This is a genomic window from Rhizobium mesosinicum, from assembly GCF_019511345.1.
Taxonomy (GTDB): domain Bacteria; phylum Pseudomonadota; class Alphaproteobacteria; order Rhizobiales; family Rhizobiaceae; genus Rhizobium; species Rhizobium mesosinicum.
In genome coordinates this window covers 81,073-94,742 of the sequence record NZ_JAEUAK010000001.1, presented here as the reverse complement: position 1 = coordinate 94,742, position 13,670 = coordinate 81,073, and the positions used below count along the sequence as shown (strand labels likewise).

Below are 13,670 nucleotides of genomic sequence, written 5' to 3'. Positions count from 1 at the left end.
CGGTTTCGCTGCAAAGGTTCGGGAGAAGCCCTCCCTTTATAGCAGGTTCCTCAAAAACTAAACTTTGTTTGTCAACTTACCATTTCTTGCTGAGCTTGAAAGTGACCGTGCGTGCATCGCCGTAACCGCAGACCGTCAGGCCTTGGCAGCTCGACACATATTCTTTGTCGAAGAAATTGGCGACGTTGAGCGATGCGGCCCAATTTTCCTTCTCGTAGCGGATAGCCGCGTCGAACACGGTTGCTGCCGGGACCTTTTCCGTGTTGGCTTCGTCTGCCCATGACCAGCCCTGATGCCGAACGCCGGCGCCAAGGCTTAGGCCTTCGAGCGTACCCGTCGTAACAAGGTAATCGATCCAGAGAGAAGCCTTGACCCTCGGGGTAATGTAGGGCGATTTGCCGATGAGAAGCGGGTTGGCTTCGTTTTCCAGCACCTCCATGTCGGTATAGTCGAGACCGGCGGTGACCTTCCAGTTGTCAGTGATATTGGCCTTGCTTTCGAGTTCGAAGCCGCGCGAACGCACCTTGCCGAGCTGGCTCTGTTCGAAGGTGATCGGATTGGTTACGGCATTGTTGCGCTTGTCGATCTGGAACACGGAGGCCGTAATCACGCCATCGAAGAAAGTCGGTTCATATTTGACACCGCCTTCGATCTGATAGCCTTCTTCGGGCTTGAGAGGCCCGGAAATGCCGGTGCCGATCAATGGGTTGAAGAAACTTGCGACGCTGACATAAGGGATCAGGCCATTGTCGAACTCATAGGCGAGACCGGCGCGGCCGCTGGCCGCGCCGTCGTCGAAGCTGTAGCTCGTGCCGATCGCGGCATCGGAGTCGATATCGACATGGTCATAGCGGCCATTCAGTGTCAGAAGCCAGCCGTCGCCGAAATGGATCTGGTCCTGAGCGTAAATGCCGATCTGCTTCATGGTCACGATGCCATCGGCATAGACGAAATTGGCTCCCTGCGGAGTGCCGTAGACCGGATCGGTCGCGCTGATGGGGTTGGAGCCGCAGCAGGCCTGCCAATTGTCGAGGCGGTAATATTTGTAGTCGACACCGGCGAGCAGGTTATGTGTTGCGCCGCCAAACTCGGCCTCGCCCTCTACGCGGTTGTCGATGCCAACGGAATCGACGCCGGACCGGCCTTCGAAACCGATACGGGCTAGATCGCCGCCTACATAACCGTTGAGGTAGGGACCCTGCTCATGCTTGTCCAGGCGGCCATACCGGAAGTTTGAGGTGAATTTCACGCCGCTGTCGAATTCATGCTCGAATTCGTAGCCGACCATCTTCTGGACATAGCTGCCGTCGTCGATATCAGGCTCGCCGTAGAAGGCGTCGCGCGGGATTTTGCCGAAGGGCGCGTCCACGACCGTGCCCTCGTAGGGGAAGAAGCCGTTGCCGGTATGGACCTGATCGAGGCCCGCGAGATAACCCCAGACGGTGAGGTTCGTCGCATCGTCAGGTGCGATCTTCAGCTGCGGCATGATGAAGCCGCGGAAATCATGGGAGAAGTCAGAGTAATTGTCACCGCCGGCAACTTTGCCGGTGAGGCGGTAGGTCATCGTCTCGCTGGAGCCGACCTTGTCGGAAATGTCGAAACCGGTGAAGGCGTTGCCGTTACTGTTTATGCCGATATCGGTATAGTAGAGCGGTTCATCGAGCGGGCGCTTGCGCACGAGGTTGATGATGCCGCCCGGATTGGCGCCGCCGTAAAGAACCGAGGCCGGGCCTTTCAGAACTTCGACGCGCTCCAGCATAAACGGGTCGATCTGGAAGCCGCCGAAGCCGTAGCTGAAGAGGTTCAGGTTGTCCAAGAAGACGCCGGTCTGCGTGGCATTGAAGCCGCGGATATAGAACCAGTCCGTATCGGGATCGTTTCCGAAGGGCTGGGTCGTCACACCGGGCGTGTAAAGCAGAGCTTCATCGACTTTACTGGTGATGCCGTGATCATTCATTTCCTGCTTGCCGATGACGGAGACCGACTGCGGGATCTCTTTGATTGGCGTATCGCTCTTGGAGCCGGCAGACGAATTTTTCGCGACATAGCCTTGGACCGGACCGGTGGCGCTGTCATCGCCGCCCTGGATGACGATCGGCGCCAGTTGTGTCGGGCTGGTGTCCTGAGCAAGAGCGGAGGACGCCGCCATGATGCCGGCGACGGCCGTTCCTGCCAGTAGATATGCCCTGAAGATGACCCCCTCGGTCTGCGATCGCATAGAATACCCCACTCGTGCCGCGGCTTTTCCTGCCACGGTATGGCTTTGAATAAGTCGAGTGTTTAACTCAATTTTAATTTACCGGATTGTCGCGATCGGGTGGAAATTGAACGTTCTTGGGCAATTTTCCGCGCTGCGCGCAAAAGCTCAGACCTGTTGCACTTACGCAATCTGTGCCTTTTTCCAGTTCGCCGGCGTGGTTCCCAGATTCTTGCGGAAGACACGGGTGAAATGGGCCTGGTCGGCAAAGCCCGTTTCGACAGCGATGGTCGTCAGGGGATATTCGCTACGTACGAGCAGATATTTTGCCCGCTCGAGACGGACATTGGTCTGATACTGATGCGGCGCCACGCCGGTCGAGGCCTTGAAGGCGTGGCTGAAATGCGATTGCGATAGGCCGGTGACCGCCGCCAATTCCTCGAGGCGGATATTGCGCAGGCAATTCTCCTCGATGAAGTCGATGGCGCGGCGCAATTGCCAGGCTGCGAGCTTGCTGCGCTTGCGCGGCTGCACCTTGGTCAATTTCAGCATATCGATGATGAGGGAGAGCGACAGGCCGTCGCCGTAGAGATCATGCAGCGGCTGCGGATTGACGCACTCGGCGGCAATCAGCTCAGCAAGTGAAAGCAGGCGCTCGTCGGAAAACAAGAGCTGGGCATTGGCGAGGCGCTGTGGATCGAGATCATCACCGAGCCTTCGGCTGATGGTCTCGACATCGAAATGGATGTCGAGATGGCGTAGCGAATGCACATCCACTAGATCGGCCCAGATTTCCATATCAGCCGGCACGTACGAGATCGGCCGCTTTTCGGTATCCTGCACTGCGCCATGGGCACGCGGCGAGAGCTTCACCCGCGAGCTACCTGGCCCGCGCTTTTCGAGGAGAATGAAAAGCCGCGGGTCGCGCGATACGTAATAGCCGCCGGAATGGGGAGCGCAGTCCACATCCCAGACATCGGCCACGATGCCGTTCCAAACTCGGCGATTGACGCCCTTCGTGACGGAAAAGCCGTGAATCTTGTTCTGCATGCGCGGTTGAAACGTCATCTCCACTTCCGCCTCCAGCCGATGGCCGGAATAAACCTTCGTTATAAACTCAAGTTTAATACAGGAGGCAAAGCAGTATGACAATCACCGAGTTAAGGTGGGCAAAAATGCCGGTATCAGACGACGGATAAGGTCAATCTTGCACTGCCGCCGAAGCGGATGTCGATCTCGCCTGGTTCGGTGAGTTCGACGGCACCGCTGAGCGTGCCGGTCGTGACAAGCGCTCCCGAATTGAGCGAATCTTCCGGGCGCAGCGGATCGTTGGCGTAGTCGACCAGCCAGGTCAAGACATCGCCTTTCGGATGTTTGGCAAGGCCGTCATAGATCGTCCTCTTGCCTTGCGTGACCTTCAGCGGCGTGCTTGCAGCGGTATCGATGGAGCTCTTCGAAATGGTGGGGCCGAGCACGTAGCCGCTATTGCCGAGGCGATCAGCGAGGAAGAGGAGGAAGGAGACAGCACCGCTTTCCTTGACCGCGCTGACCAGCAACTCGGCGCCGAGATAGGTGGTGGCAATCGCGTCCAGAATTTCGGCACGGCTGTAAGGCGCGCCCTTGCGATACGGCAGATCGCGGCCGAGGCGAACGGCAATTTCGGTTTCGAATTTCAAGCCCGGATACCAGGCAATGGCGGCGCCGGAGATGGCTTCGGCATAGGGATGGAGGGGTGCGGTGACCGGCCGACCTTCGGGCGAGGTCGTGACCTTCCAGGCGTTGCTCGCGATCCCTTCCTCAGCCTTTAGGAAATTCTGCGCATTCATCGCCTGATAAAGATCGGCCGGCAGCGAAAAGGCGCCTGTCGGCTCCTGTTTGCCTGCCTAGCGCAGGCCGTGGAGCTTGGCGGCCAGTGCGCGCGGGTCGAACGATTCAGTCATGCTGTCTCCTCCATCAAATCGACAGGCGCCACACTAGCGGCGCAGCCGGCACGGACAAGGGCGCTCTTGGAAAGACTGTTATTCCATCGCGGCGTACCAGCGATCCCGGTAGGCGGGAAGACCTGGAATTGCCTGGGGCGACAAGTGCTTTTCCACGCCGGATACCGGCTTGATGCCGGCAAGAAGGGCGGCCCCATGGCTGGTGCCGGTCGAGCCCGGCAGCGCCATCGTATCGCGGCCGGTGATTGCCGCAATCAGCGACAGATAGGTTTCGTTCAATGCGAAAGGGCCCTCGACGATGATTGGGCCTTTTGCACCGATCAGGCTGAGGCAGGCTTCCGTCATCAGCGCCAGATAGAGGCAGGCAGCGGTATATCGTTCGTCGCGGCTCGCATCTTCCACGTTGATCCAGCGGCTGACCTTGCCCGGAAAGGGCCCGGAGCCGGGTGCCACGTTCGGCAGCAGCATGATGCCCTTTTCTACGACATCCGCGATAGCAGCTTTTGCCTCTGCATCGCCGACCTTGCCGATCTCGGCCGACAGGATTTCGAATTCGCGGCCGCCCATGAAGCGGGAAGACGGCACGGCGCGGCCATAGGCATCGACATTGGCAAGTGCATCGCGTTTCGCATCCAGATGGTCGAGATCGCCGCCGACGCCGAAATTGATGACCCAGGTGCCGGTCGAGACGACCGCAAAGGGTGCCTCACGGCCGACGAGATGCGGCAAGAGCGATGCGTTCGAATCATGGATGCCGCAATAGACGGGCACAGAGAGACCGATTTCCTTGGCAATGTCAGGCAGGACCGGACCAAGCACGTCGAAGGCCGAATGGATCGGCGCCATCCTGTCACGAAAGGCAAGTGTGTCGACCAGCGAGGAGTAAGCGCTGGTCCTGGGATTCCAGAGGTCCGTATGACAGCCGAGCGAGGTTGCCTCGTTCGCTAGAACACCGGTCAGGCGCGCCGACCAATATTGAGCATAGGTGAGGATGGTTGCGACCTTGGCGAATTCTGCAGGGAACACGGTCTGCTGATAGTGGAGCTGCGCGCCGATGTTTAATCCCATCGACAGGCGCGGCGAGAAGGTCTCGTCAAAGGCCGGCCGCAACGCATCATAGGCGTCGCGGATCTCCTGTGGGTATTCATGCTCATAGTCAATGACGGGCATCACCAGCTTGCCGTCCGCGTCGAGCAGGGCCGCGGCCGCGCCGTGCGTGGTGATCGAGATCGCATCGAGACCCGGCTCGCTGGCAAAGGCTTTCAGCGAAACAAGCGCGAAGCTCCAGAGCGCTTCGATATCGTAATGGGGATAGAGGCCGTCACGGATGACCGTATTCGGCTGCTTGCGGACGGCGATTTCGGCCCCCGTCGTGCTGTCGAGAATGACGACCTTGGCGTTTGTCTTGCCGATATCGAGAACGGCAATGCGGCGGTAATTGCTCATGGCATATGGAAGACGGTCACGAGGTCGCTCTGGACGGGCGAATTGTCCGGATTGGATGCCATGATATCAGCCATATGCGCCCACCATTTCTTCATGACGGGATGGTCCGGCAGGCTTGCCATCGTGTGATCCTGCCGCCGGGTCAGCACGCCGAAAAGCGTATTGGTCTCGCGGTCGAGATGGATGGAATAGTCGCTGGCGCCGGACTGGTGCAGGAGTTCGACCAGTTCCGGCCAGATCTCGTCATGCCGCTTCCGGTATTCGGCCTCCATGCCGGGATTGAGCTTCATCTTGAACGCGTGTTTTTCCAGGGTCATTTGGCGCTCATGGCTTTGATGCGGCGGGCGATGATCGGGATCGCAATGGTGATGATCAGGAGCAGGCCGATGAAAATCGACATGACGATGCCGGGCACGTTCAGGAGGCCGAGGCCGAAGGTGACAAGGCCCATGACGAAGGCGGCGATAACGACGCCGCCGATCGTGCCTGATCCGCCGAGGATCGAGATGCCGCCGAGCACGACCATGGTGACGACTTCGAGTTCCCAGCCTTGCGCGATCGACGGACGCGTCGAGCCGAGACGCGAAGTGAGGCAGACGGCGGCGATACCGCTCATCACCCCCGTCAGCAGGAAGAGGATGAATTTGACGCGCTCGACCGGAATGCCGGAGAAGCGGGCGGCGAAATCATTGTTGCCGATCGTATAGACCTGCCGGCCGAAATTGGTCGCATGCAGCAGGATAGAAAAGAGGATCGCCAGCACGATGAAGAGAACGAATTCGAAAGAGAAGACCCAGACGACATAGCCCTGGCCGAAATAGGCAAAATCAGCTGGATATTTGCCATAAGCCTGGTCGCCCAGCACGATGTAGGAAATACCGCGGAAGAGGCTCATCGTGCCGATGGTGACGACGATCGATGGCAGTTTCAGCACGGAAACGAGCACACCGTTGAAGATACCGCAGAGAAGGCCGGTGCCGACGCCGATCAGCACGAGGCCCGGCGTGCCAACGCCGACTTGTGCCGCGGCACCCATGGCCGTGGAAGCAAGTGCGATGATTGCGGCGACCGACAGGTCGATCTCACCGGCGATGACGAGCAGCGCCATTGCAAAGGCGATCATCGCCTTTTCGGTGAAATTGAAGGTCGCGTCAGAGAGGTTCCAGGCATCGAGGAAATAGGGCGAAGCCACGGAATTGAAGATGAAGATCAGGACGGCCACACCGAAGAGCAGCACTTCCCAGCTTGACATGACGCGCTTGACGGGTGTGCCGAGGCGATCGGGAATGACGCGCTTTTCAGGTGTTGACGAAACGGCGCTCATGCTGCGACCTCCGCTGCTGCGCGATCCCGCAGGATGATGCGGCCGCGATTGCGCTCGCGCCTTGCATTGAAGACGACGGCGAGGATGATGACGGTTCCCGAAATCGCCATCTGCGTGAAGGGCGAAATGCCGATGACGGGCAGGGCGTTCTTGATGACGCCAAGGAAGAGTGCGCCGAGCACCGTGCCGGCGACCGAGCCGACACCGCCGGCAATCGAGATACCGCCGATAACGCAGGCCGCGACGCTGTCGAGTTCGAAGCCATTGGCGATATCGACATAGGCGACCGCATAACGGGAAACCCAGAGATAGCTGGACAGACCGGCGAGCGCGCCCGAGAGCACGAAGGCCAGGAATTTCGTCTTGCCCGTATCGATACCGGCATAAATGGCGGCCGTCGGGTTGCCGCCGGTTGCATAGGCCGAACGGCCGAACGGGCTGTAGCGCAGGAGCATGTACATCAGCGCGACGATAATGATGGCGACCCAGCTCAGCACAGGCAAGCCGAGGATCGGCGTGCGAGGAACGGCAAGGAAGGTCGGCGTCATCTGATGCGCGTTCACCCAGGCACCACCAGACAGCACGAAGGCCATGCCACGATAGATGGTAAGCGTGCCTAGGGTGACGACGATCGGCGGAATTTCGAGGCGCCAGACAAGGAAGCCGTTGATCGAGCCGAGGACCGCGCCAATTACGACCGCCGCAAGGATGAGAACGATGAGCGGCAGGCCGGGATAAGCGGCATTCATCATTGCGATCGCCATGCCGGTAAAGGCGAGATTGGCTGCGACCGAAAGGTCGATCGATTTCGTCAGGATGACTGTCATCTGGGCAAGCGCCAGGATGATGAGGATTGCCGTATCGTTGAAGATGCCGGCGAGATTATCCGGTGTCGCGAAATCGGCGGCGCGCGTCGAGAAGACGGCAATCATCACCACGATGATGGCAAACAGCAGGCTTTCACGTTTTCTGATCAGTCTCATCATGGGGTCACCTCATGCATTTCCGGTCGCCGCGCGCACCAGCGCTTCCGGCGAAAGCTGATCGCGTTCGAAGAACGCCGCCGACAGGCCCTCCTTCATGACCAGAACGCGGTCCGACATGCCGATGATCTCGGGCAGTTCGGAAGAGATCATGATGATGGAGAGGCCTTCGGCCGCAAGCTCGCTGATAAAGCCATGGACGGCAGCCTTCGAACCGATGTCGATGCCCTTGGTCGGCTCGTCGAGAATGATGACCTTCGGCTTGGTGGCGAGCCACTTGCCGATGACGACCTTCTGCTGGTTGCCGCCCGAGAGTGTGCCGACAGGCACGGACAGGGCCGCGGCGCGCAGGTCCAGCCGCTCGGCATATTTGCGGGCGAGCGCGAATTCTTCCGCCGCCTGAAGGAAGCCCTTGCGTGATGTGCGGGCCAGCGAGGGCAGCGTCATGTTCTGGTAGATCGGCATCGGCAGCGCCAGGCCGTGGCGGCCGCGCTCTTCCGGTACATAGACGATGCCAGCGCGTATGGCGTCATGCGGCGAATTGATGGAAATCTCTCGGCCTTCGAGCGTAAGCCTACCGGAGAGCGGCTTGGAGATGCCGAAGAGCGATTGCGCCAGTTCCGAGCGGCCGGCGCCGATCAGCCCGTAGATGCCGAGGATTTCGCCCTTGCGCAGCGTCAGCGAGATATCGCGGAACTCGGTGCGGTGGCTGTATTTTTCGACTTCGAGCACCGGGCCGCCGATTGCCACATCGATCTTCGGGAAGGCGTTTTCGACATCGCGGCCGACCATCATGCGGACGATTTCGTCCTGCGGCGTTTCCTTCAGCTTCCCGTGGCCGACGTCGCGGCCGTCGCGGAAGACGACGTAGTTATCGGCGATTTCGTAGAGCTCGTCGAATTTGTGACTGATGAAGAGGATGGCCTTGCCGCTTGCCTTGAGACCGTCGACGATACGGAAAAGATCGTCGATCTCCTTGCGCGAAAGGGCGGCAGTCGGTTCGTCCATGATGACGATGCGGGCCTCGATCGACAAAGCGCGGGCGATGGCTACGAGATGGCGCTGCGCAATCGAGAGATCCTTCAGGCGGATCGTCGGATCGATATTGCTTTCAAGCGAGGTCAGCAGCACTCTGGAGCGGCTGTTCATCTCGCTCCAGTCGATAGTGCGCCAGCGGGTACGCGGCGCATGGCCGAGGAAGATGTTTTCGGCGACCGACAGCTCGTCGAAGAGCACTGTTTCCTGGTGAATGGCGGTCACGCCTGCATCGATGGCCGCCTGTGCTGTCGCAAAATGTACCGGCTTGCCGTCAACGATGATTTCACCCTCATTCGGACGATAGATTCCGGTCAGGATCTTGACGAGCGTCGACTTGCCGGCGCCGTTTTCGCCGATCAGGGCCGTCACCTTGCCGGGATAGAGCGCGATTCTGACATTATCGAGCGCCTTCACGCCCGGAAAGATCTGCGAGATGCCGCGCATTTCCAGAATGGCGGCTGCGTCATCGGCTTTTGCATCCGTGACGGGGTGTTGAAGGGCAGGGGACATCAGCAAGCTTACCATCATCGAAAGAGAAGCCCGGCGGCAGAGCCGCCGGGTGTCCGTTCACGATCTCCGAAATCAGAAGACCTTGGAGAACTGGTCGATGTTCGAGGCATTGTAGACGAACGGGTCGGCCATAGCGGCTTCGCCATTGTCGCCGATCTTGATCTTGCCCATGCGGCCGGCTTCGATTTCGCTGCCCGGCTTTCCGTCGGCATCACCCTTTGCAAGGTGATAGGCGATCTGCGTTGCAGAGTAGCCGAGATCGATCGGGTTCCAGATGGCGAATTCCTTCGTGGCACCCGACTTGATCGCACCAGCCATTTCAGAGGGCAGGCCGAGACCGGTGACGTAGACCTTGCCGACCAGACCCTTGTCTTCGACGACCTTGGAGGCGGCGAGAACGCCGACCGTCGTCGGAGCGACGATGACCTTGACGTTCGGGTTGGACTTCAAAAGTCCCTCGGCTTCACGATAGGACTTGTCCGAGAGGTCGTCGCCGTAAACGGTGGTGACGAGGTTAAGGCCCGGGAAGTCCTTGAGCTGCTTCTTCATCTGGTCGATCCAGATGTTCTGGTTGGTCGAGGTCGTCGTTGCCGACAGGATGGCGAAGTCACCCTTGCCGCCATCGAGATGATCCTTGGCGAGCGTCAGGCACATCTTGCCGATCAGCTCGTTGGACGACGGGTTGAGCTGCAGGATGCGGCCCTCCGGAGCGACACCGGAGTCCCAGGAAATAACCTTGATACCGCGCTGGGTCGCCTTCTTCAGCGCCGGAACGACGGCGTCGGGGTCGTTTGCCGAGATCGCGATGGCATCGACGCCCTGAGCGATCAGCGAGTTGATGACTTCGATCTGGCCTTCGGCCGTCGTGCTCGTCGGGCCGGTGTAGATGACTTCCACGCCGCCGAGTTCCTTGGCCGCTTCCTGGGCACCCTTGTTGGCGGCGTCGAAGAAGCCGTTGCCAAGCGACTTTACGACGAGGCCGATCTTGATGTCCTTGGCGCTTGCGGCGCCAGCCATCATGGCGACGGCGAAAGCCACACCGATTGCAAGTGTCTTTGCAAGTTTCATGTCATATCCTCCCACTAAGATTTAGACTTCCACACCTCGCCGACGCCTCATGCGACCGACGAGGAATCCTCCTTCACGGCCTGGGCCACCGGGCTTGCCACAACGAGCCGCACACCGGCATTCTCGACCATGCGAGCTGCCTCCTCCGAGATGCCGTCATCGGTGATGACCACAGATACGCGGTCAAGCGGGCAAAGAATGAGGCTCGACCGGCGATTGAATTTGCTTGAATCTACCATGACGACGAGTTCGTCGGCCTGGTGCATCAGTTTCTGCTCGCTTTGGATGATGAGAGCATCCGCCTCCATGATGCCGAGCGGGCCGACGCCCTGGGCGCCGATAAACATGCGCCGCGCATAGAAATTGCGGATCGCGTCGTTATCAAAAGGCGACAGGATCAGGCTCTGCTCGCGATAAATCGCGCCGCCCGGCACCGTCACACTGTTCTTGGAATGCTTCACCAGATGTTCGGCGATGGCGAAGGAATTGGTCATGACCTGCATGCGATGGCCGGCCATGTAATGTACCATCTGGAAGGTGGTCGTGCCGCCATTGATGATGATGGCGTCGCCCGCTTCGCAGAGATCGACGGCTGCGCGCGCGATTGAGCGCTTTTTATCGATATTGACGGATTCTGATACCCGAAACGGCCGTCCGGCGAGATTGCCAAGCTGCGGTGGATGCACTGCCTCCGCGCCGCCACGAACGCGCCGGATCTTCCCCTGCACGTGAAGAGCCGCAATGTCGCGCCGGATTGTCGCTTCAGAAGCTTCCGTCAGCTCGGAAATGTCCTGAATCGTAACGACGGACTTTTCCTGGACGGCGCTTAAGATAATGCGATGGCGTTCGCGTTCGTGCATTTGGCTCCTCCTCTCGTCATATTTATTTCGTATCCGTTAAAGCCTGTCAATCAGAAACGATCATAAAATTCCATATTGCGATGCAACATAATCGAATTTGATCGTTTTCGATTGACAAGCGCCATTTTGATGCGCGATACCGTGAGCGAAAGGGCGTACTTATCGCGACGCCTCACAAGCCTATATGGGAGGATCACATGGCGGCAAAGGTTCGACTTCTTGAGAACCGGTGGGATGATGCTTATGCGGCGAGCCTCGATGAGCCCGGCAAGCTTCTCTATCGCTCGAATCTGCTCGGCGCCGACAAGCGCATCACCAATTACGGCGGCGGCAATACCTCGGCCAAGGTGATGGAAACCGATCCGCTGACGGGCGAGAAAGTCAAAGTGCTCTGGGTCAAGGGCTCGGGCGGCGATGTCGGCACGATCAAGCTCGACGGTTTCGCGACGCTCTATCAGGACAAACTGGAATCATTGAAGGGCATCTACAAGGGCATCGAGGACGAGGACCGCATGGTCGGCTTCCTGCCGCATTGCACCTTCAACCTGAACGCCCGCGCCGCTTCAATCGATACGCCATTGCACGGCTTCGTCCCCTTTATGCATGTCGACCACATGCATCCGGACGCAATCATTGCGATTGCTGCCTCCAAGAATTCCAAAGAATTGACCAAGCAGGTCTTTGGCGACGCGATCGGCTGGCTGCCCTGGCGCCGTCCGGGCTTCCAGCTCGGCCTTGATCTCGAAGCCTTCGTCAAGGAGAATCCTGACGCTAAGGGCGTCGTGCTCGAAAGCCACGGCCTCTTTACCTGGGCAGACGATGCCAAGGCTTGCTACGAGCTGACGCTCGATATCATCAACAAGGCGATCGAATGGTTTGCCGGCCAGACGGAAGGCAAGACGATCTTCGGTGGCGCGGCCGTTCAAAGTCTGCCGGTTGCCGAACGTCGCGCGATTGCTGCTCGCCTGATGCCGGAAATCCGTGGCCGTATCGGCAAGCAGGAGCGCAAGCTCGGCCATTTCGATGATCAGGACGCCGTCCTGGAATTCGTCAATTCGAAGAACCTGCGTCCGCTCGGTGCGCTCGGCACTAGTTGCCCGGACCATTTCCTGCGTACCAAGATCCGGCCGCTGATCGTCGATTTCGACCCGACCAAGCCTGATGTCGATGCCATTATCGCCGGCCTCGACAAGGCCCTTGAAGATTATCGGGCCGATTACGCGCGCTACTACAATGCCTGCAAGCATGACAATTCGCCGGCCATGCGCGACGCCAATCCGGTGATCTTCCTGGTGCCGGGGGTCGGCATGCTCTCCTTTGCCCGCGACAAGGCGACGGCTCGTATCGCCAGCGAGTTTTATGTCAACGCTATCAACGTGATGCGCGGTTCCTCGACGGTGTCCGAATACCAGGGCCTGCCGGAGCAGGAAGCTTTCGATATCGAATACTGGCTGCTCGAAGAGGCCAAGCTGCAGCGTATGCCGAAGCCGAAGAGCCTTGCCGGCAAGGTCGCCTTCGTCACCGGCGGCGCCGGCGGCATCGGCCGCGCGACGGCTGCCCGCCTCGTCGGCGAGGGTGCCTGCGTCGTGCTTGCCGATATCGATCAGGCTGCCCTTGAATCGACCGAAGCCGAATTCGTGAAGAAGTACGGCACGGATGCGGTGCGCACATTGAAGCTCGACGTCACCAAGGAAGATGGCGTCATCGCCTCCTTCGCCGAATCCTGTGTCGAATTCGGCGGCATCGACATCCTTGTTTCGAATGCCGGCATCGCTTCCTCGGCACCGATCGAAACGACCGAGCTGTCGACATGGAACCGCAACATCGACATCCTCGCGACCGGTTATTTCCTCGTCTCGCGTGAGGCCTTCCGCCTGTTCCGCCGTCAGGCGCTCGGCGGCAACGTCGTCTTCATTGCATCAAAGAACGGCCTCGCCGCTTCGCCGAATGCGGCCGCCTATTGCACGGCTAAGGCTGCCGAAATCCACCTTGCCCGTTGCTTGGCGCTCGAAGGCGCAGAGGCTGGCATCCGCGTCAATACCGTCAATCCCGATGCGGTGCTGCGCGGCTCGAAGATCTGGAGCGGCGAATGGCGTGAACAGCGCGCGGCTTCTTCGAAGATCGAAGTGGATGATCTTGAGGAACATTATCGCAAGCGTTCCATGCTGAAGCTCAACGTCTTCCCGGAAGACATCGCCGAAGCCGTCTACTTCCTGGCATCCGATCTTTCGGCCAAGTCGACCGGCAATATCATCAATGTCGATGCCGGCAACGTTCAAAGCTTCACGCGCTGACAGCAAGCGG

General features: G+C 59.3%; 10 protein-coding genes and 1 pseudogene. 1 reads left to right on the top strand and 10 read right to left on the bottom strand.

Going from position 1 to position 13,670, the window contains the following annotated elements; translation table 11 throughout:
• Window positions 1–76 precede the first annotated feature (76 nt).
• The 10 genes and pseudogenes from JNB85_RS00480 to JNB85_RS00435 all read right to left on the bottom strand — a co-directional run bounded on the left by JNB85_RS00480 (window position 77) and on the right by JNB85_RS00435 (window position 11,366).
• Window positions 77–2,218 carry a TonB-dependent siderophore receptor gene (locus JNB85_RS00480; RefSeq protein ID WP_220332430.1) on the bottom strand — a complete coding sequence of 714 codons (2,142 nt, stop codon included), beginning with the start codon at window positions 2,216–2,218 and terminating at the stop codon, window positions 77–79.
• Window positions 2,219–2,380: 162 nt separating this feature from the next.
• Window positions 2,381–3,265: a helix-turn-helix domain-containing protein gene (locus tag JNB85_RS00475; protein WP_220332429.1), complete on the bottom strand. Its 885-nt coding sequence runs from the start codon at window positions 3,263–3,265 to the stop codon at window positions 2,381–2,383.
• A 116-nt stretch (window positions 3,266–3,381) separates the two neighbouring features.
• Window positions 3,382–4,137, bottom strand: a pseudogene (locus JNB85_RS00470) (fumarylacetoacetate hydrolase family protein).
• 78 nt (window positions 4,138–4,215) lie between these two features.
• Entirely contained in the window at window positions 4,216–5,583 is a 1,368-nt protein-coding gene (locus JNB85_RS00465) for an FGGY-family carbohydrate kinase (RefSeq protein ID WP_220332428.1), read from the bottom strand.
• Window positions 5,580–5,900 carry an L-rhamnose mutarotase gene (gene rhaM, locus JNB85_RS00460; protein ID WP_220332427.1) on the bottom strand — a complete coding sequence of 107 codons (321 nt, stop codon included), beginning with the start codon at window positions 5,898–5,900 and terminating at the stop codon, window positions 5,580–5,582. The genes JNB85_RS00465 and rhaM overlap by 4 nt, the downstream gene beginning before the upstream one ends.
• Window positions 5,897–6,907, bottom strand: coding sequence for an ABC transporter permease (locus JNB85_RS00455; protein WP_220332426.1), 1,011 nt, complete (start codon window positions 6,905–6,907; stop codon window positions 5,897–5,899). Before JNB85_RS00455 ends, rhaM begins: the two co-directional genes overlap by 4 nt.
• Complete coding sequence (locus tag JNB85_RS00450) at window positions 6,904–7,893, bottom strand: ABC transporter permease (protein ID WP_220332425.1); 990 nt, start codon at window positions 7,891–7,893, stop codon at window positions 6,904–6,906. Before JNB85_RS00450 ends, JNB85_RS00455 begins: the two co-directional genes overlap by 4 nt.
• A 9-nt stretch (window positions 7,894–7,902) precedes the next feature.
• Window positions 7,903–9,438, bottom strand: coding sequence for a sugar ABC transporter ATP-binding protein (locus JNB85_RS00445; protein WP_220332424.1), 1,536 nt, complete (start codon window positions 9,436–9,438; stop codon window positions 7,903–7,905).
• Window positions 9,439–9,510: 72 nt separating this feature from the next.
• Window positions 9,511–10,506, bottom strand: a complete 996-nt coding sequence (gene rhaS / locus JNB85_RS00440) for a rhamnose ABC transporter substrate-binding protein (protein WP_007825786.1) — start codon at window positions 10,504–10,506, stop codon at window positions 9,511–9,513.
• Between the two features lie 47 nt (window positions 10,507–10,553).
• The gene (locus JNB85_RS00435) at window positions 10,554–11,366 is read right to left on the bottom strand and encodes a DeoR/GlpR family DNA-binding transcription regulator (protein ID WP_220332423.1); all 813 of its coding nucleotides are present in this window, start codon (window positions 11,364–11,366) and stop codon (window positions 10,554–10,556) included.
• A 197-nt stretch (window positions 11,367–11,563) separates the two neighbouring features.
• Between JNB85_RS00435 and JNB85_RS00430 the strand changes: the two genes are divergently transcribed.
• Entirely contained in the window at window positions 11,564–13,660 is a 2,097-nt protein-coding gene (locus JNB85_RS00430) for a bifunctional rhamnulose-1-phosphate aldolase/short-chain dehydrogenase (protein ID WP_220332422.1), read from the top strand.
• Window positions 13,661–13,670: the final 10 nt, after the last annotated feature.

Excerpts from the sequence above, each read along its gene's own strand:
- JNB85_RS00480 (WP_220332430.1), bottom strand. The coding sequence starts at position 2,218 with ATGCGATCGCAGACCGAGGGGGTCATCTTCAGGGCATATCTACTGGCA.
- JNB85_RS00465 (WP_220332428.1), bottom strand. The coding sequence starts at position 5,583 with ATGAGCAATTACCGCCGCATTGCCGTTCTCGATATCGGCAAGACAAAC.
- JNB85_RS00450 (WP_220332425.1), bottom strand. The coding sequence starts at position 7,893 with ATGATGAGACTGATCAGAAAACGTGAAAGCCTGCTGTTTGCCATCATC.
- rhaS (WP_007825786.1), bottom strand. The coding sequence starts at position 10,506 with ATGAAACTTGCAAAGACACTTGCAATCGGTGTGGCTTTCGCCGTCGCC.
- JNB85_RS00445 (WP_220332424.1), bottom strand. The coding sequence starts at position 9,438 with ATGTCCCCTGCCCTTCAACACCCCGTCACGGATGCAAAAGCCGATGAC.
- JNB85_RS00435 (WP_220332423.1), bottom strand. The coding sequence starts at position 11,366 with ATGCACGAACGCGAACGCCATCGCATTATCTTAAGCGCCGTCCAGGAA.
- JNB85_RS00475 (WP_220332429.1), bottom strand. The coding sequence starts at position 3,265 with ATGACGTTTCAACCGCGCATGCAGAACAAGATTCACGGCTTTTCCGTC.
- rhaM (WP_220332427.1), bottom strand. The coding sequence starts at position 5,900 with ATGACCCTGGAAAAACACGCGTTCAAGATGAAGCTCAATCCCGGCATG.
- JNB85_RS00430 (WP_220332422.1), top strand. The coding sequence starts at position 11,564 with ATGGCGGCAAAGGTTCGACTTCTTGAGAACCGGTGGGATGATGCTTAT.
- JNB85_RS00455 (WP_220332426.1), bottom strand. The coding sequence starts at position 6,907 with ATGAGCGCCGTTTCGTCAACACCTGAAAAGCGCGTCATTCCCGATCGC.